This is a genomic window from Burkholderia sp. WTPI3, from assembly GCF_021483755.1.
Lineage (GTDB): Bacteria > Pseudomonadota > Gammaproteobacteria > Burkholderiales > Burkholderiaceae > Burkholderia.
Genome location: NZ_JAGIXF010000001.1, coordinates 263,455 through 281,304 on the forward strand (window position 1 = coordinate 263,455; position 17,850 = coordinate 281,304).

Here is a 17,850-nt window from a genome sequence, read left to right on the forward strand (position 1 = left end):
AATCCGAAAGGGAGTTGGTGCTAGACTGCGCGACATGAAACCACAGCGCCTAACTCGCGAGCAGAGCAGGGACCAGACGCGCGAACGTCTGCTGAATGCCGCACACAGGATTTTTATGAAGAAAGGCTATGTCGCCGCGAGCGTCGAGGACATCGCGGCGGCAGCCGGCTATACACGCGGCGCGTTCTATTCGAATTTCCGCAGCAAGTCGGAGCTGCTGCTCGAACTGCTCGCGCGCGACCATGATTCGGTACGGGCCGATTTCGAAGCGATCTTCGAGGGAGGCGGCCCGCGCGAGCAGATGGAGTCGATGGCGCTCGCGTACTACCGGACGCTGTTTCGCGACGACGAATATTCGCTGCTGTGGGGCGAGGCAAAGCTGCAGGCGGCGCGCGACGCGAAGTTTCGCGTGCGCTTCAATCAGTTCCTGCACGGCAAGCGGCTGCAGATGGCCGAATTCATCCAGCGCTTCGCCGAGCGCGCGGGCACGCCGCTGCTGTTGCCGGCCGAGACGCTCGCGTTCGGCCTGATGTGCCTGTGCGACGGCGTGCAGTCGTTTTACACAGCTGATCCGCAGCACGTGTCGGCCGACGCGGCCGAATCGGTGCTCGCAGGGTTCTTCGCACGGGTCGTGCTGGGGCGCGCGCCGGACTGAGCGTTCAGGCGCGCGGCGCGTAGTGTAGGGGGGTGTTCGCCGAGGATGCGGGGCGCAGCGCATGCAACACCGGGTCGCGTGCACCGAGCCCGTCAGCGCTCGCCCGTCATCCGCCGGTACGCGTCGAGCAGCGAGGTCTTGTAGACCACGCCCGCGAGCGTCGGCTCGGCTTCGCTTTCGATCACCGGCAGCCGTTCGCCCTGGAACGCCATGAAACGTTCGAGCGCGGTCGCGAGCGGCATGTCGGGCGTGAGCAGCGGAAACGGCGTATGCACGTAGTGCGCGGCCGTCTTGTCGGTCGTGTCGCGCTTGTCGAGCAGGTCGGACGTGATGTCCTTCAGCGCGACCGCGCCGCGAAAGCGCCCGGTGTCGTCGGTCACGTACAGATACTTCACCGGATATTCGAGAAACACGCGCGTCATGTCGGCCACGCTCGCGGTAAGCGGCACGACCGTCTGCGCGGGCTGGATCAACTGGCGCATCTGCGTGGTGCGCAGGCGCACCCGTTCTTCCGCGTCCTGGTGATGACGCAGCGTGATCTCGTACATCGACGTCGTGCCCGTCGCACGCGCGACGAAATACGCGAACACGCACGACACCAGCAGCGGCAGCACGACCTGGTAGCTCAACGTCATCTCGAAGATCATCAGGATCGCCATCAGCGGCGCCTGCGTGGCGCCTGCCATGAACGCACCCATCCCGACCATCGCATACGCGAAGTACGCGGACGTGTGGCCCGGCCACAGCGTGTTCATCGCGAGCCCGAACAGCGAGCCGAACACCGCACCGACGAACAGCGTCGGCGTGAAGACGCCGCCGACCGCGCCGGAGCCGGCCGTCGCGGCGGTCGCGACGATCTTGAACACCAGCACCGCGACGAGCGCCTGCCAGGTCCACGGCGAATGCAGGATGTGGTTCACGACGCTGTAGCCGTTGCCCCACACGTCCGGAATCCACACCGAAATCACGCCGACGACGAGGCCGCCGATCGCGAGCCGTACCGGCAGCGGCACGGGCAGCCGCTTGAACTGGTTCTTCGACGCGTCGAGCAGGTGCAGGAACTGCGGCGCGAGCACGCCGCACAGCGCGCCGAGCACGACGAACAGCAGCACCTCGGGGCCGGTGACGGCCGGGAACACCGGCATCTCGTAAGGCGGCCGGTAGCCGGCGAATTCGCGCATCACGATGTTCGCGACGACCGACGCGACGACCATCGGCCCGAAGCTTTCCATCGCGATCGTGCCGAGCACGATTTCGGACACGAAGAACGCGCCTGCGATCGGCGCGTTGTACGCCGACGTGATGCCGGCCGCGGCGCCGCACGCGACGAGCAGGCGCAGGCGCGGCGGATCGAAGTGCGCAAAGCGGCCGACCAGCGACGCGGCGAGCGCCGCGAGTTGCACCATCGGGCCTTCGCGGCCGATCGAGCCGCCGCTGCCGATGGTCAGCAGCGACGACACGCTGCGCCACAGGCTCTGCCGTACGGGCACGATGCCGTCGCCGAGCGCGACGGCTTCCATGTAGTCGGTCTTGCCGGATTTCCTGTCGCCGCGTGTCGCGAGCAGCAGCACGCAGCCGGCGAGGAAGCCGCCCGCGGCCGGCATCCAGAACCGCACGTACCACGGCAGGCTTCTCGCCATCTGCACGAAGCTGCCGCTGTGCCCCGAGATCAGGTGCTGCATCAGGTCGATGCCTTCGCGAAACGCCATCGTGGCGAAGGCGCCGCCGACGCCGACGATGGCCGACCAGATCAGCATCGTATGGGCGTCCGACAGGCGGAACAGCGTTTGGGCGCGAGTGCGCAGCTTCAGCAGGAACGAGAGCACGGCTGAAAGAGAGCGGAAAAGAGGACGAGGGAAACCGTCGCGAAGCATAGCACTGCGCCGCGCCCGCGGGACTTCCCCGTCGGGCGCGGCGCTTGTCGCGGCGTGGGCGTGCGGCTCAGCCAAGCCAGTGCTGCACGGCGAGCGTGATGCCGTAGCCGCCGGCGATCAGCCACACATACAGGATCAGGCCGGTGGTCAGCGCGCGGGGGCCGGCCTCACGGATCTGCGATACGCGGGTTTCGATGCCCAGGGCCGTCATCGCCATCGTCAGCGCGAAGGTATCGAGCACGTTCAGCGTATGCGTGGCGTCGGCAGGCAGCACGTTCAGCGAGTTGACGATCACGAAGCCGAGGAAGCCGAGAGCGAACCAGGGCACGGCCACCTTGCGCTTGCCCTGCGTGCTGTCGGCGGTTGCCCGTGCGGAGCGGGCGAGCCACCAGCCGAGCGTGAGCAGCACCGGCACCAGCAGCATCACGCGCGTCATCTTGACGATCGTTGCGACGTGCGTGACCTGCGGGCTGATGTCGCTTGCGGCGCCGACCACCTGCGCGACCTCGTGGATCGTGCCGCCGAAGAACAGGCCGAGGCCGGCGGGGTCGAGATCGAGCAGGCCGGCGTGATACGCGAGCGGATACAGGAACATCGACAGCGTGCCGAACAGCACGACGCTACCGACGGCCATCGCGCTCTGGTGCGGCTTCGACTGCAGCGTCGACTCGAATGCGAGCACCGCGGCCGCGCCGCAGATCGCGCTGCCGGCGGCGGTCAGCAGTGCTGCGTCGCGATCGAGCTTCATCACCTTCATGCCGACCCAGGTGCCGATCACGAGCGTGCTGACGACCACCAGCACCGACACCGTGAGGCCCGGCAGGCCGACCTGCGCGATTTCCTGCAGGCTCACGCGCAAGCCGAAGAACGCGACCGCGATGCGCAGCAGCTTGCGCGCGGAAAAATTGACGCCGGCTGCCCAGCTTGCCGGCATGCCGTCGCGCAACGCGTTGCCGTACAGCGCGCCGGCGATGATCCCGACGATCAGCGGCGACAGGCCGAGCCCGGCGATGGCGGGCAGTTGCGACAGGCTGGTAACGGCGGCGGCGAACAACGCGACGAACAGCACGCCGTTCAACTGGCCGCGCATCGACGGCGCGGCGCGGTCAAGATGGGGAGTCGGGGCAGTGGACATGGAGGCACCCTATGAAGCATGTTGCGATGTCCTAATCCTAATTTGGTTATATCGATATGAAAAATTGTGATTTGTGACGTAAAATATCCGGAAATCCGATAATTCAACCCAATGACCCCGGATCAACTGATAACGTTCGCCGCCGTTGCCGAACACCTGAACATCAGCCATGCCGCCGTAGCGCTGCATCTGTCGCAGCCGGCCGTATCGGGCCAGTTGCGCCTGCTGCAGGAGGAGTTCGGCGAGCCGCTGTACCAGCGCGACGGCCGCGGCATCCGGCTGACGCCGGTGGGCGAACAGCTCGCGCAATACGCGAAGGCGCAGCGCGACACCTTCGCGCAGGCGCGCGCGTTTCGCGACGCGGTGCGCGGGCTCGACGCCGGCACGCTGCGAATCGGTGCGAGCACCACACCGGCCAGCTATCTGCTGCCGTACCTGATCGCGGCATTCCAGCCGCGCGCGCCGCGCGTGGCAATCCAGACGATGAGCGGCAACACGGCCGACGTGGTCGCCGCGCTGGCATCGCTCGACATCGCGATGATCGAAGGGCCGCCCGGCGAGGCGCTGCCGCCCGGCACCGCCGTGCATGCGTGGCACGAGGACGAGATCGTCGCGATCGTGCCGGCCGGGCATCCGCTCGCCGCCCCCGGGTACGACGCGGGCGTCACGCTCGGCGCACTCGCCGCGCATCCGCTCGTGTTGCGCGAGGAGGGCTCCGGCGTGCGCCAGCTCGTCGAGCGTGCGTTCGCGCACGGCGGCGCGCCGATGCGCGTCGCGTTCGAGATTTCGGGCGTCGAGGCCGTGAAGGAGGCCGTGCGCGCGGGGATGGGCGTCGGTTTCGTGTCCGCGATGTCGCTGCGCCATCAGGATGCAGCGCTGGTGGCGCGTTCGCTGGCGCCCGAGCCGCTCACGCGTCATTTCTCGATTCTCGTGCCGCACGGCGCCGCGCCATCGCGCGTGGCTGTCCAGTTCCTCGAGATGAGCCTCACGCACGACGCCGGATAAGCGGGCCGAGCGCGGCCCGGGAACGCCGGATGCGCGTCGGCTGGCGCGTACTTGCACGACGGTCCGGCCTAGGGATTTCCTCTATGGCGCACGCCAAAGGCGAAGCGCACCATCCGTCTCAAACGAATGGAACCGGTTCCATTTCAGGAAAAAAGGGCGAGAAATGGCAGACATCGTGATCGTGGCGAGTGCATTCGGAATGGACCGCGTGCGCCAGCAGGGCCACCGAGCATTCATCGAGACCGCGGCGGCGTCCGGCGCGACCGGTTTCGAGGTGCGGCGCGAGTTGTTCGCGTCGGACGACGACGCGACGCCGGGCGCGCTGGCCGCGCTCGGCGCGGAACTCGCCGCGCACGGGCTGTGGTCGGTCTACTCGACGCCGGCCACGCTGTACACCGAAACGGGCGCGCTCGATGCCGACGCGTTGCGCGACACGCTCGTGGAAGCCGACGCACTCGGCGCGCGCTTCGTCAAATTCCAGCTCGGCGGCTTCGCTGGCGACGCGCACGCGGCCGATCTCGTCGCGCTGTCGCGCGGCGCGCGGGCCCGCGTGGTGGTCGAGAACGGCCAACTGCCGGTGGGCGGCGCGCTCGCGCAGTTCCGCGGGCTGTTCGCCGCGTTGAGCGACGCGGGCATGCCGGATGCGGTCGGCATGACGTTCGATATCGGCAACTGGCAGTGGCCGGGCGAAGCGCCGCTCGCGTGCGCACAGGCGCTTGCGCCGCATGTGGAATACATTCATTGCAAGGCAGTCGTTGGCGAGGGCGCACGCCGTTTCGCGGTGGCCCCGGCGCCGGGCGATCCGCTCGTCACGGGCGTGCTCGCGGCCTTGCCGCAAGCGGCGCCGCGCGGCATCGAGTTCCCGTTCGATGCGGCCGACCTGGCGGGCGACGCCGGCCGGCGCGTCGCGTGGCTCGCCGCCGCGTGAGACCGTAAGGACACGGAGGAATTCAGTCATGAAAGTAGCACTCGATGTCGTGACCTACGGCGAAGCGATGGCGATGTTCGTCGCCGCCGAGCCAGGCCACCTCGCGCACGCGGCGCAATTCACGAAACGGATCGCGGGCGCGGACCTGAACGTGGCGATCGGCCTGTCGCGGCTCGGCTTCCGGGTCGGCTGGATGAGCCGGGTCGGCCGCGATTCGTTCGGCGGCTACGTGCTCGACACGCTGGCGCGCGAAGGCATCGATGCGTCGTGCGTGACCGTCGATCCGCGCTATCCGACCGGCTTCCAGCTGAAGTCGCGCAACAACGACGGCAGCGACCCGACTGTCGAATATTTCCGCAAGGGCTCGGCCGCGAGCCACCTGTCGTGCGACGACTACGTGGCCGACTACGTGCTCGGCGCGCGCCACCTGCACCTGACGGGTGTCGCGCCGGCGATCTCCGCGACGTCGTGCGAACTCGCGTTCCGCCTCGCACGCGAGATGCGCGCGGCCGGCAAGACGATCTCGTTCGACCCGAACCTGCGCCCGACGCTGTGGCCGTCCGCCGACGTGATGGCGAAGACGCTGAACGCGCTGGCGGCGCTCGCCGACTGGGTGCTGCCGGGTCTGGCCGAAGGGCGGCAACTCACCGGGCACGACACGCCGGCCGATATCGCGGGCTTTTACCTGGCGCAAGGTGCGCGCGGCGTGGTGATCAAGCTGGGCGCCGAAGGTGCGTACTTCCGCACGGCCGACGACCGCGAGGGCACGGTGGCGGGCGAGCGCGTCGCGAACGTGGTCGACACGGTCGGGGCCGGCGACGGCTTCGCGGTCGGTGTGGTCAGCGCGCTGCTGGAAGGCCGCTCCGTCGAGCAGGCCGTCGCGCGCGGCAACCGCATCGGGGCGCTGGCGATCCAGGTGATCGGCGATTCGGAAGGCCTGCCGACGCGTGCGGCACTCGATCGGCTCGAAAACGCCGGCGATCGCGCCGGTCGCCTGGAGGAAACCGTCACCGCGCAATGAGAGGCCGGGCACGGCACAATCCGCGGACCCATATCGTGCTTCGTGCACGGTTTTGCATGAGGCCGGATCCGGCGCCGCCGCGCCGCCGCCGGTCGATTCCCAAAGGACGGGAGCGGAGCCGGGCGTTTGACCCGCCCACTCCGATCACCCAAGGAGACACTCTGATGGCAGCCAATCTTGCAGCCCGACGCTGGTGGACGATCATGCCGATCGTCTTCATCACCTATAGCCTCGCTTACCTCGACCGCGCGAACTACGGGTTCGCGGCGGCGGCCGGCATCAACCAGGACCTCGGGATCAGCAAGGGTCTGTCGTCGCTGATCGGTGCGCTGTTCTTCCTCGGCTACTTCTTCTTCCAGATCCCGGGCGCGATCTATGCGGAGCGCCGCAGCGTCAAGAAGCTCGTGTTCGTCAGCCTCGTGCTGTGGGGCGGCTGCGCGGCGCTCACGGGCATCGTCAGCAACATCCCGTCGCTGATGGCGATCCGGTTCGTGCTCGGCGTCGTCGAAGCGGCCGTGATGCCCGCGATGCTGATCTACATCAGCAACTGGTTCACGAAGAACGAGCGCTCGCGCGCGAACACGTTCCTGATCCTCGGCAACCCGGTGACGGTGTTGTGGATGTCGGTCGTGTCCGGTTATCTGGTCCACGAATTCGGCTGGCGCCACATGTTCATCGCCGAAGGCGTGCCGGCCGTGATCTGGGCCGTGTGCTGGTGGTTCCTCGTGCAGGACAAGCCGGCCGAATCGCCGTGGCTCACCGCACAGGAAAAACGCGACCTCGACGCGGCGCTCGCGGCCGAACAGGCGGCGATCAAGCCGATGCGCAACTACGGCGAGGCGTTCCGCTCGCCGGCCGTGATCAAGCTGTGCGCACAGTACTTCTGCTGGAGCATCGGCGTGTACGGCTTCGTGCTGTGGCTGCCGTCGATCGTCAAGAACGGCTCCGCGCTCGGGATGGTCGCGACCGGCTGGCTGTCGGCGCTGCCGTATCTGGCGGCGACGATCGCAATGCTCGTCGCATCGTGGGCGTCGGATAAGGTCGGCTCGCGCCGCGGTTTCGTGTGGCCGTTCCTGCTGGTTGGTGCTGCCGCATTCGCCGCGTCGTATGCGCTCGGCTCGTCGCATTTCTGGATCTCGTATGCGCTGCTCGTCGTCGCGGGCGCCGCGATGTATGCCCCGTACGGCCCGTTCTTCGCGATCGTGCCGGAGCTGCTGCCGAAGAACGTCGCCGGCGGCGCGATGGCGCTGATCAACAGCATGGGCGCGCTCGGCTCGTTCGTCGGCTCGTACTTCGTCGGCTACCTGAACGGCGCGACCGGGTCGCCCGTCGCATCGTATGCGTTCATGAGCGTCGCGCTCGTCGCCGCGGTGATCCTCACGCTGTCCGTCAAACCCCAGGCGCGCGACGAGCACTCGCTCGCGGCGCCGCTGCAAGGAAAATGAAACGATGAAGCCTCGTATCGTCGCGTACAAGCCGCTGCCCGATGACGTTCTCGCGTACCTGCGCGAGCATGCGGAGGTCGTGCAGGCCGACGGTGCCGACGCGCTCGCCGATGCGCTCGGTGACGCGGACGGCGCGATCGGCGCGAGCCTGAAGGTCACACCCGAGATGCTCGATCGCGCGCCGCGGCTGAAGGCCTGGTCGACGATCTCGGTCGGCTACGACAACTTCGACGTCGACGACCTGACGCGGCGCGGCATCGTGCTCGCGCATACGCCCGATGTGCTGACCGAATCGACCGCCGACACTGTGTTCTCGCTGATCCTCGCGTCCGCGCGGCGGGTGGTCGAACTGGCGGAGTGGGTGAAGGCGGGCCACTGGCATCGCAGCATCGGCCCCGATCTGTACGGCACCGACGTGCAGGGCAAGACGCTCGGCATCGTCGGGCTCGGGCGCATCGGCGGGGCGGTCGCGCGCCGTGCGGCGCTCGGCTTCCGGATGCAGGTGCTGTATGCGAACCGGTCCGCGCACGAGGAAGCCGAGACGCAGTACGGCGCGCGCCGTGTGACGCTCGACGCATTGCTCGCGCAGTCGGATTTCGTGTGCCTGCAGGTGCCGCTGTCGCCGCAAACGCATCATATGATCGGCGCGGCCGAATTCGCGAAGATGAAGCGCGGCGCGATCCTGATCAACGCATCGCGCGGGCCGGTGGTCGACGAGGCCGCGCTGATCGAAGCGCTGCGCGCGGGGACGATCCGCGGTGCGGGGCTCGACGTGTTCGAGAAGGAGCCGTTGCCGGCGGATTCGCCGCTGCTGCAGATGCGCAACGTCGTCGCGCTGCCGCATATCGGCTCGGCGACGCACGAGACGCGCCACGCGATGGCGCGCTGCGCCGCTGAAAACCTGGTCGGCGCGCTCGCCGGCACGCTGCGCACGAATCTCGTCAATCCCGACGCGCTCGCGCGCGCCTGAGCGCCGACGGCCGGCCGGCGAGGCTGCCGGCCCCGTTAGAGTCGGTAGTATTGGTACGGGAGGGCAGGCTGCGTTATGATCGCCCGCTCGTCGCATCCGCGGCCCGGCCCACCTTGCCAACGGCCTCCGGCGACGGGCATCCGTGCCAGATCCGGTGCGGCCGGCCGTTGTTCGTTGCAGCAGATGACCGGGTCGGGCGCGAATGCGCCGGCTTCGGTCGATCGCACAGCATCGGATCGGCATGGGCGCTGAAGCGCCGACGCTGATCGACAGCGGCGCGCGCCGGGTGGCTTTCGTATCCAACAACAAAGTCCGTCCGCACATGAAGCGGCGCGGATCGACCGTCGCGAGGCACGACTTGACCGATTCGCAACTTACCACGCAGCGTCCGGCGACGATCAGCGACGTCGCGCGCGAGGCCGGCACGGGCAAGACCAGCGTTTCTCGCTACCTGAACGGCGAGACGCACGTGCTGTCCGCCGATCTGCGCCAGCGGATCGAGGCGGCGATCGCCCGGCTCAATTACCGGCCGAACCAGATGGCGCGCGGGCTCAAGCGCGGTCGTAACCGGCTGCTCGGCATGCTCGCGGCCGACCTGACCAATCCCTATACCGTCGAAGTGCTGCAGGGCGTCGAGGCCGCCTGTCACGCGCTCGGCTACATGCCGCTGATCTGTCACGCGGCGAACGAAGTCGAGATGGAGCGGCGCTTCCTGCAACTGCTCACGACGTATCGCGTCGAAGGGCTGATCGTCAACGCGCTCGGCGCCGAAGAGGAAGTGCTGCGCCCGCTGCGCGGCGGCGGTATTCCGGCCGTGCTCGTCGATCGGACCGTCGAGGGCTTCGAGGCCGACCTGATCGGCCTCGACAACGCCGATGCGATCGAGACGGCGCTCACGCACCTGATCGAGCGCGGCTTCGATGCGATCCATTTCGTCGTGCAGCCGTTCGAGCAGGTCAGTTCGCGGCGCGTGCGCGAGGCCGCATTCCGCGCGACACTCGACGCGCGCGGGCTGCCGGTGCCGCCGACGGTCGTACTCGACCTGAACGAACCCGATGCGGCCGCGGCGGCGCTCGCCGACCTCGACGCGCGCATCGACGCTGCGACGCAACGCGGCGTGCGCGCGGCGCTGTTCGCCGCGAACGCGCCGGTCGCGCTCGCGATCGCGCGCCATCTGCGCGCGCGTTTCGGTGCCGCGTGGCAGGCAAAGGCCGCGCTGCTGTCGATCGACGATCCCGAGTGGGCCGAGTTGATCGGCATCACGACGATCCGCCAGCCGACCTACGAAATCGGCTACAAAGCCGTCGAATTCGTGCACGAACGCATCGACGGCGCGGCCGGCGACGTGCGCGTCGCGATGCTGCCGGGCGAGCTGATTGCGCGCGCGTCGACGGCAAGCTGAGTATCATTCGGGGCACGCAGCGCGTCAGGTGCGCTGCCCTGAACAAGGAAATACATGACTGTCGCCCCCGTCACGCTGGCGGTGCTGATCGCCGCCACGCTGATCATCGCGCTGCTGCCGTTCGTTCTCTTCCGTATTTTGCGCAAGCCGCTTGCGCTCGACCGCCGCGACACGATCGTCGGCGTCGCCGTCTTCACGCTGTTCGCGATGATCGTCGAACGCGCCTTCCACGGTCTCGTGCTGAGCCAGACGCCGGCAGGCGGGTGGCTCACGCAGCCGCTGGCGTTCGTCGCATACAGCGCGCTCGCGACCGCCGTATTCGAGGAAGTCGGCCGCTATCTGGGGATGCGCTTCCTGAGTCGCCGTTATGGCGCGTCGGCCGGCGACGGTCGCGGCATCGGCTACGGGATCGGCCATGCGGGCGCCGAAGCGTGGTTCGTCGGCGTGCTCGTGTGGGGCCAGTGGTCGTATCTCGCCTGGCTCGCGAGCCGCGGCCAGCTCGAAACACAGCTCGCGGACCTGCCGGGCGATACCGTCGTGCGGCTGCACGTGATGCTGGCGACGCTGTCGGCGCAGTCGATCCTGTTGTTGCTGCTTGAACGCTGCGCGGGCTTCGTGGTGCAGCTCGCGCTGTCGGTGCTGGTATGGCGCGGCGTGCGCGCCGGCCGCGCAGGCGTGCTGCCGCTCGCGATCGTGCTGCATGCGCTGGTGGTCGCGCCGACGCTGCTTTACCAGGTCCGTGTACTGCCGGCCGGATGGCTCGAGGCCGTGTATTTCGTGCTGACCGCGATTCTGGTCGTCGTGCTGTCGAAGACGTGCCGGCCGCAGCGTGTGGCGGCCTGACGGGAGAGAGGGAATGGACGACTATCTGATCGAATGCCAGAGCGCTGAATTCGACGCGCTCGCGCGCGTGATCTGCGATCTCTTTCCGGAGCAGACACGTTTCGCGGAAAGCAGCGACGCGCGCGGGCGGTTCCTGTCCGTGCACTGGCTGGCAATGCGTTTCGGCGCGACGCCGAAGCGGATGACGCTCGATATCCGCATCGTGCCGGCCGCGCTCGCGCGGTATCTGGCGCTTCGGCCGATGCAGCGCGCACGCAGCCACGCGGTGCTGCATGCGTATACGGAAGCGATGCTGGGTTCGCTCGAGGAGCGGCACGCGGCCGGTCAGGCCATCGAGCGCGACGCGGAGCTCGAACTCGACGAAGACTTCGCGTAAGCGCAAGCGCCGATGCAATGCCGGCGCGGCCGGTTACGCGTCGTGGTAGACCTGCGCGAAGCGCTGCGCCTGTACGACGCCGTAGTCGCCGGGCGCATATTGCATCACCCAGTCGCCGGCGATGCCGTGCAGCGTGTCGCCGTTTTCCGAGCGGGCGATCGTGAACGGCTCGTCCATCCGGCGGGCAAGCACGACGGTCGGCCGGTTTCGGTACGCGCCCGGCACGCCGTGTGCGAGCGCGGAGTCGGCGGGCAGGTACTTGGCGTCGAAGCGCGCGCGCGACACGACCCAGCGATCGCCGGTCGAGCCGGTGATCAGCGCGTCGCCCGCGACGTAGCGGTTCGGGCCTTCGAGGCTCATCAGTTCGCCGTCGGCATCCGCGAAGGCGACCGCGACGGTTTCGTCCTTGACGACGCGACGGGCCTGCGGATCGGTACGCAGATCGAGGTGCTTGAGTTCGAGCATGGCGGGGAAGTGCGGGAAAAGCCGGCAGCTTATCCCGAAATCGGCGCGCCGTGTGACGCGCCGATTACCCGCGGGACGCGCGGTGCCGTTCGGCCCGGACGGGCAGGGCGGCACCGGCAATGCGGAGATCAGGGCTGGGCGGGAGCGCTTGCGGCGGGCGCGGCTGCTGCCTTGCCTTCCTTGCTTCTGGCCTTGGCCTTGCCCTTGCCGTGGTGTTCGCCGCCGTGGTGCAGCCAGTTGCGGAACGTCGTGTCGGCCAACGCCTTCTGTTCGGCCGGGAAGCTCTCGTAGAGCGGTGCGAAGGCGTCGGCGAGCTTCTTCGCGCCGTCCGCGTTCGCCTGCGCGAGTTCCGCGTACTGCTTCACGTCGTCGACCGCCGACACGTTGTGGTTCTCGATCCGTGCGCGATAGAGGCGGCCCATCGTTTCGCCGTTTTCGCGCATCGCGTCGGCGAACGTTTTCCACTGCGGTTCCTGCGCCGACGTGATCTTCAACTGGTCGTGCAGATACTTGATGCGCTGCTCGATGCGCGCTTCATGGCGTGCCGCACGCTGCTCGGCGCCCGGCGCCGACGCGGCCGTCGGCGTGGCCGTAGCCGGAGCGGGCTGCGATTGCGGTTGGGTCTGCGCGAATGCACTGGCCGCAACGACGAGCGTAGCGAGGGTGAGCGAGATTTTCTTCATGGTTGGCTCTCCGGGGTGGTGTCGTGCGAGCGGGCGCGGCGGCAACTGCCGCGAGCGCGCATCTCGCGTCGCCCGCTATTAGTAGCACGTTGTGCACGACACGGCAGCGAAAGCGACACTTGCTTACAACCGATACGAATAGAAATTGAAAGGGACATAGCGGGCGGACGCGGTGTCGGGCGCGTTCGGGCGGCGACGGTGGCGCGCGATCGATGCGTACGAAACAGTCCGCGCGATGTACCGGTTCGATCGTTGCCACGATGCACGATCCCGTTTGGGCGGCCCGGCGTTCAGCGCTATCATCGCGTCACGTTCCATTTCGCCGGTGCGCTGCACGCCGGCCCAGCCTCATGCGTCCACCCCGCCTCGACCAACTCGACGACCTCGACCGGCAACTCGTTGCGCTGCTGCAGGCGGATGCGCGCGCAAGCGTCGCCGATCTCGCGCGGCAGCTCGACGTCGCGCGCACGACCGTCGTCGCACGCATCGCGCGACTCGAGCGGACGAACGTGATCGCCGGATACAGCGTGAGGCTTGGACAGGACGTGCTCGATGCGAGCATTTACGCGTATGTCGGCATCATCCTCACGCCGAAGTTCGGCAAGGACGTGCTGCGCAGGCTCGACCGGATGCCCGAGGTGCAACTGCTGTGCGCGGTGAGCGGCGAGTACGACTATGTCGCCTGGCTGCGCGCCGATTCGCCGGAGCGCCTCAACGATCTGCTCGACCAGATCGGCACGCTCGAAGGCGTCGAGCGCACGACGACGTCGATTATTCTGTCGCGCAAGATCGATCGCGGCACGATCGGCGGCTAATGCTTCGCATGCGGCGTCGCGCGTGACGTCGCAGCGCGATCGTTGCGCGGATCTTCCTCCTTTACCTTTCATTGATGCTCGCCGTTTGCGTTTGCCGCAGGACGGCGCGCTGGCGTGCGCATCGTCACGCCGGCGTCGTTGCGTCGACTGATGGTGCTGGCGTGAGCAACGGCTCATGCGTCTTCCGGCATCCCGCTCCGATCCCGTTTGGATTCGTTCTTTCCGAGCGCCCGGACGCGGCTTGTGCGGCCCGTTTGCAGCCGGCGATTGATGCGATTTTTAGACGATTCGGTCATTATGACGAAAAGCTTCGTCATATCGTCGAATGTATCGGTCGTTTCGCATCATTCTTCGTCTTGGAACTGATTTTGCGCGTCCCTAAACTGTGTTCATGGCTCGACGCCGTACACCAACACCAAACCCATTATCAGGAGATAAGCGCATGAAAATCGCCATCGTCGGCGCAGGTCTGATCGGCCACACCATTGCTCACATGCTGCGTGAAACGGGCGACTACGAAGTCGTCGCGTTCGACCGCGACGCCGATGCGCTTGCGAAGCTGTCGCGCGAAGGGATCGCGACGCAACGCGTCGATTCGGCCGACGCCAATGCGATCCGCGAAGCCGTGAAGGGCTTCGATGCGCTCGTCAACGCACTGCCGTACTACCTCGCGGTCAACGTCGCGGCTGCGGCGAAGGCTGCCGGCGTTCACTACTTCGATCTGACCGAAGACGTGCGCGCAACCCACGCAATTCGCGAACTCGCCGACGGTTCGGACCGCGCGTTCATGCCGCAGTGCGGCCTCGCACCGGGCTTCATCGGCATCGCCGCACACGAGCTCGTGAACGGCTTCAGCGAAGTGCGCGACGTGAAGATGCGCGTCGGCGCGCTGCCCGAGTATCCGACCAACGCGCTGAAGTACAACCTGACGTGGAGCGTCGACGGTCTGATCAACGAATACTGCCAGCCGTGCGAAGCGATCCGCGATGGCCGCAAGCAGTGGGTGCAGCCGCTCGAAGGCCTCGAGCACTTCTCGCTGGACGGCACCGAATACGAAGCGTTCAACACGTCGGGCGGCCTGGGCACGCTGTGCGAGACGCTGTCGGGCAAGGTCGAGACGCTCGACTACAAGTCGGTGCGCTATCCGGGCCACCGCGAACTCGTGCAGTTCCTGCTCGAAGACCTGCGCCTGTCGAGCGACCGCGACACGCTGAAGTCGATCATGCGCCGTGCCGTGCCGTCGACGAAGCAGGACGTCGTGCTCGTGTTCGTCACGGTGACGGGCGTGAAGGACGGCCAGCTCGTGCAGGACGTGTTCACCCGCAAGATCTTCGCGAAGGACGTGTGCGGGATGCACATGAGCGCGATCCAGATCACGACGGCCGGCGCGATGTGCGCGGTGCTGGATCTGTTCCGCGAAAAGAAGCTGCCGCAGAGCGGTTTCATCCCGCAGGAAAAGGTGTCGCTGAAGGCGTTCCTGTCGAACCGCTTCGGCAAGCTGTACGAAGGCGGCACGATGGAGCGTGTGCACGAAGTCGCCTGACGACGGATCGACGGCACGAGGGTGGTATGACGACGCCGGGAGCGCAGCAGCGCTTCCGGCGTTGTTTTTTCAGGCGCGGAAGAAGAGAAGGGCGGGGGCGCGCTCAGGCCGGCAGCGGCGGGACGATCGTCGCTTGCGGCACGGGCGGCGCCGGTGGTGCGATGCGGTACAGCAACGTCTCGATGTCGGCGTCGGACGGCGCGGTGTTGTCGAACATCACGATCCCGTCGCATTCGTCACCGGTCGGCACGAAGCGGCGTTGCCGGTATTCGTCCCAGTGCGCGAGCTTGTAGGCGTCGTTCGGGTTGCCGCGTGCGACGATTCGCTCGTGTGCGACGTCCTCTGTCGTATGGACCCAGACGACGGTCAGCGTGACGTCGGGCGTAATGCCGAGCCACGCGCGGTCGAGGATGCGCCGGTCACGTACTTCGCGCGACAGCGGGCCGACCACCAGCGCGCCGATGCCGAGTGCGAGGTTCTCGCGGGCGGTGTCGAGCAGGCCCTGGTACTCGGGATCGCGCAGATGCTTCAGGTAGAGCGGGCTGTCGCGGTCGTTCGGATCCGACGTGAGGGCGCCCATCGCGGCCGAGCTGTAGTGGCCGTACAGCGTGTCCTTGTCGAGCAGGCAGAAGGCCTCGCCGGTCGCGCGCATCAGCGGCCCGATCAGCCGCTTCGCGAGCGTGGTCTTGCCGGTGCCGGCATGGCCGCAGAAGAACACCAGGTGCGTCACGAATACCGGCTCCGCGAATCCGCACGCGACGTGTCGGTGCGTTTGTCGTCGCGCGAGAACACTTCCGCTTCCAGCCACATCACATTGATGATGCCGAAGCCGAGGGCCACGCCGATGCCGAGTATCCACGCGAAATACCACATGGGTCTGTCTCCTGGACGGTTGGGGCGCACGAGCGGGCCGTGAGCCTGTCGAAGCGATGCCGTGCGGCATGCAGTCCGATCATGACCAATATCGGCGCGACGCGCAAGCCGGGCCGCCTGCGCGGCAAACCGGTAAACTGACGCGCAAACCGCAACATCACGGACACCATGCTGATCAACTGTGCTGCATACCAGGACGGCCGCAAGCTGGCCGACATCGATATCGACGCCATCAGTGACTACGTGTCGAAACCCGAGTGTTTCGTGTGGGTGGCGCTGAAGGATCCGACGCCCGAGGAAATCGACCTGATGGGCGAAGAGTTCGGGCTGCACGAGCTGGCGCTCGAGGATGCCCGCAACGGGCATCAACGGCCGAAGATCGAGGAGTATGGCGACTCGCTGTTCGCCGTGCTGCATACGGTCGAGCTCGACGACGACGACGAATTCAAGGTCGGCGAGCTGAACGTGTTCGTCGGCCCGAACTACGTGCTGTCGATTCGTAACCATACGGAACAGGACTTCCGCGAGGTGCGCAAGCGCTGCGAGCGCGAACCGCATCTGCTGCAGGAGGGCTCGGCGTTCGTGTTCTATGCGCTGATGGATCAGGTCGTCGATCGCTATTTTCCGATTCTCGAGGCGCTCGGCAACGAGCTGGAGGAACTCGAGGACCGTATCTTCACGAAGAGCTCGCCGTCATCGTCGCGCGCGATCATCGAGGATCTCTATTCGCTCAAGCGTCGGCTCGTGATGCTGTACCAGCACACGGCGCCGCTGCTCGAGCCGCTCGCGAAGCTCACCGGCGGGCGGACTCCGCAGGTCTGCAGCGGGATGGAACATTATTTCCGCGACGTGTACGACCATCTGCAGCGGATCGTGAAAACGATCGAAGGGCGGCGCGAAATGGTCGTGACCGCGATTCAGGTCAACCTCGGGATGATCTCGCTTGCGGAAAACGAGGTGACCAAGCGGCTCGGCTCGTTCGCCGCGCTGTTCGCGATTCCGACGATGATTGCCGGCATCTACGGGATGAACTTCGCGAACATGCCCGAGCTGCATCTCAAATACGGCTTCTACGGCTGCATCGCGGTGATGCTCGCAGCCGATCTCGGACTATGGTGGCGGTTCAAGCGGGCGGGGTGGCTGTAGCCGCGCCCGTCGCCGCGCGCCGCTAACGCGGTGCGTGCTTGCCGACCACGACACGCCATGGCCGCACGTGCCACGATTTGACGAGGCCGTTCTGCACGTACGGATCGGCGCGCGCGAACGATTCGGCAGCTTCCGGCGAATCGCCTTCGAACACGAGCACGGCCTGGTCGGCCGGATCCTGCAACGCGCCGGCGAGCATGAGCTCGCCGCGTTCGGTTGCGGCCTGCGCGAGTGCGAGGTGCTCGGCGCGGAACTGTTCGCGCCGGGCCAGGTAATCGTCGACGAGATCGTAGATCAGCTGGTAATGCATGGTTGCTCCCGGAATCGGTTGCCGCGCAGGTTCGGCGGCCGGCTCAGTATAGGACACGGTTCGGTCTTTGTCGGCGCGGTTCGCAGAGACTCTCCCGGCGTGTCCGGACGCGTTCGCGTGGCTGCGGCGCTTGCCATTCGTGCGTCTGTACCTTTTCCCATAAATGCAACTAACGGTCTACCGCTTCTCCGCCGTCGTATTGGGTTGAGCTATCGCGGCAGGACGTCCATCGACAGACCCTGTCTTCAGGAAAGGCAACTCGACGAGCGTATTCCGGGTCCGGATTTCACATGCCGGCGAGGGCGGGCGATCTGCCGGAAACGAGGCCTCGTCCGGCCGTCGGCGGGCCCGTACGGATGCC

20 protein-coding genes are annotated in these 17,850 nt (G+C 67.1%); 13 read left to right on the forward strand and 7 right to left on the reverse strand.

Going from position 1 to position 17,850, the window contains the following annotated elements; all coding sequences use genetic code 11:
• Window positions 1–34 precede the first annotated feature (34 nt).
• Window positions 35–655, forward strand: a complete 621-nt coding sequence (locus J7024_RS01220; RefSeq protein WP_124830457.1) for a TetR/AcrR family transcriptional regulator — start codon at window positions 35–37, stop codon at window positions 653–655.
• A 92-nt stretch (window positions 656–747) separates the two neighbouring features.
• On the opposite strand, the gene J7024_RS01225 is transcribed toward J7024_RS01220, so the two are convergent.
• A complete protein-coding gene (locus J7024_RS01225) occupies window positions 748–2,481 on the reverse strand; it encodes a ClcB-like voltage-gated chloride channel protein (RefSeq protein WP_199568439.1) in 1,734 nt (577 codons plus the stop codon).
• A 115-nt stretch (window positions 2,482–2,596) separates the two neighbouring features.
• Entirely contained in the window at window positions 2,597–3,664 is a 1,068-nt protein-coding gene (locus J7024_RS01230) for a YeiH family protein (RefSeq protein ID WP_124830454.1), read from the reverse strand.
• Window positions 3,665–3,775: 111 nt separating this feature from the next.
• On the opposite strand from J7024_RS01230, the gene J7024_RS01235 reads away from it, so the two are divergent.
• The 8 genes from J7024_RS01235 (at window position 3,776) to J7024_RS01270 (ending at window position 11,654) form a co-directional block, all read left to right on the forward strand.
• Window positions 3,776–4,669, forward strand: a complete 894-nt coding sequence (locus J7024_RS01235) for a LysR family transcriptional regulator (protein WP_124830453.1) — start codon at window positions 3,776–3,778, stop codon at window positions 4,667–4,669.
• 163 nt (window positions 4,670–4,832) lie between these two features.
• Entirely contained in the window at window positions 4,833–5,597 is a 765-nt protein-coding gene (locus J7024_RS01240) for a TIM barrel protein (protein WP_175760644.1), read from the forward strand.
• A 28-nt stretch (window positions 5,598–5,625) separates the two neighbouring features.
• Window positions 5,626–6,618: a sugar kinase gene (locus J7024_RS01245; protein WP_124830451.1), complete on the forward strand. Its 993-nt coding sequence runs from the start codon at window positions 5,626–5,628 to the stop codon at window positions 6,616–6,618.
• A 164-nt stretch (window positions 6,619–6,782) separates the two neighbouring features.
• Window positions 6,783–8,063: an MFS transporter gene (locus J7024_RS01250; RefSeq protein WP_124830450.1), complete on the forward strand. Its 1,281-nt coding sequence runs from the start codon at window positions 6,783–6,785 to the stop codon at window positions 8,061–8,063.
• Between the two features lie 4 nt (window positions 8,064–8,067).
• The gene (locus tag J7024_RS01255) at window positions 8,068–9,033 is read left to right on the forward strand and encodes an NAD(P)-dependent oxidoreductase (RefSeq protein ID WP_124830449.1); all 966 of its coding nucleotides are present in this window, start codon (window positions 8,068–8,070) and stop codon (window positions 9,031–9,033) included.
• Window positions 9,034–9,391: 358 nt separating this feature from the next.
• Window positions 9,392–10,435, forward strand: coding sequence for a LacI family DNA-binding transcriptional regulator (locus tag J7024_RS01260; protein WP_175760640.1), 1,044 nt, complete (start codon window positions 9,392–9,394; stop codon window positions 10,433–10,435).
• Window positions 10,436–10,489: 54 nt separating this feature from the next.
• Window positions 10,490–11,278 carry a YhfC family intramembrane metalloprotease gene (locus J7024_RS01265; protein WP_175752082.1) on the forward strand — a complete coding sequence of 263 codons (789 nt, stop codon included), beginning with the start codon at window positions 10,490–10,492 and terminating at the stop codon, window positions 11,276–11,278.
• 13 nt (window positions 11,279–11,291) lie between these two features.
• Window positions 11,292–11,654: a DUF3022 domain-containing protein gene (locus J7024_RS01270; RefSeq protein WP_124830446.1), complete on the forward strand. Its 363-nt coding sequence runs from the start codon at window positions 11,292–11,294 to the stop codon at window positions 11,652–11,654.
• A 33-nt stretch (window positions 11,655–11,687) separates the two neighbouring features.
• Here J7024_RS01270 and J7024_RS01275 read toward each other — a convergent pair whose 3' ends face one another.
• Together J7024_RS01275 and J7024_RS01280 are read right to left on the reverse strand one after the other, a co-directional pair.
• Window positions 11,688–12,119: a PGDYG domain-containing protein gene (locus J7024_RS01275; RefSeq protein ID WP_124830445.1), complete on the reverse strand. Its 432-nt coding sequence runs from the start codon at window positions 12,117–12,119 to the stop codon at window positions 11,688–11,690.
• A gap of 128 nt (window positions 12,120–12,247) precedes the next feature.
• Window positions 12,248–12,802 (reverse strand): Spy/CpxP family protein refolding chaperone, encoded by a 555-nt coding sequence (locus J7024_RS01280; RefSeq protein ID WP_124830444.1) that lies wholly within the window; start codon window positions 12,800–12,802, stop codon window positions 12,248–12,250.
• A gap of 350 nt (window positions 12,803–13,152) precedes the next feature.
• Between J7024_RS01280 and J7024_RS01285 the strand changes: the two genes are divergently transcribed.
• The 3 genes from J7024_RS01285 to J7024_RS01295 all read left to right on the forward strand — a co-directional run bounded on the left by J7024_RS01285 (window position 13,153) and on the right by J7024_RS01295 (window position 15,160).
• Window positions 13,153–13,617 (forward strand): Lrp/AsnC family transcriptional regulator, encoded by a 465-nt coding sequence (locus J7024_RS01285; protein ID WP_006755043.1) that lies wholly within the window; start codon window positions 13,153–13,155, stop codon window positions 13,615–13,617.
• A gap of 161 nt (window positions 13,618–13,778) precedes the next feature.
• Window positions 13,779–14,063: a hypothetical protein gene (locus J7024_RS01290; protein ID WP_124830443.1), complete on the forward strand. Its 285-nt coding sequence runs from the start codon at window positions 13,779–13,781 to the stop codon at window positions 14,061–14,063.
• A complete protein-coding gene (locus tag J7024_RS01295) occupies window positions 14,060–15,160 on the forward strand; it encodes a saccharopine dehydrogenase family protein (protein ID WP_006755042.1) in 1,101 nt (366 codons plus the stop codon). The genes J7024_RS01290 and J7024_RS01295 overlap by 4 nt, the downstream gene beginning before the upstream one ends.
• Window positions 15,161–15,263: 103 nt before the next feature.
• Here the strand turns inward: J7024_RS01295 and J7024_RS01300 are convergent, their stop codons facing one another.
• Entirely contained in the window at window positions 15,264–15,890 is a 627-nt protein-coding gene (locus J7024_RS01300) for an AAA family ATPase (protein WP_124830442.1), read from the reverse strand.
• Window positions 15,887–16,033 (reverse strand): cytochrome bd-I oxidase subunit CydX, encoded by a 147-nt coding sequence (cydX, locus tag J7024_RS01305; RefSeq protein WP_124830441.1) that lies wholly within the window; start codon window positions 16,031–16,033, stop codon window positions 15,887–15,889. Before cydX ends, J7024_RS01300 begins: the two co-directional genes overlap by 4 nt.
• A gap of 168 nt (window positions 16,034–16,201) precedes the next feature.
• On the opposite strand from cydX, the gene corA reads away from it, so the two are divergent.
• A complete protein-coding gene (gene corA, locus J7024_RS01310) occupies window positions 16,202–17,179 on the forward strand; it encodes a magnesium/cobalt transporter CorA (RefSeq protein WP_124830440.1) in 978 nt (325 codons plus the stop codon).
• Window positions 17,180–17,201: 22 nt separating this feature from the next.
• Here corA and J7024_RS01315 read toward each other — a convergent pair whose 3' ends face one another.
• Window positions 17,202–17,489, reverse strand: a complete 288-nt coding sequence (locus tag J7024_RS01315; RefSeq protein ID WP_124830439.1) for a YciI-like protein — start codon at window positions 17,487–17,489, stop codon at window positions 17,202–17,204.
• Window positions 17,490–17,850: the final 361 nt, after the last annotated feature.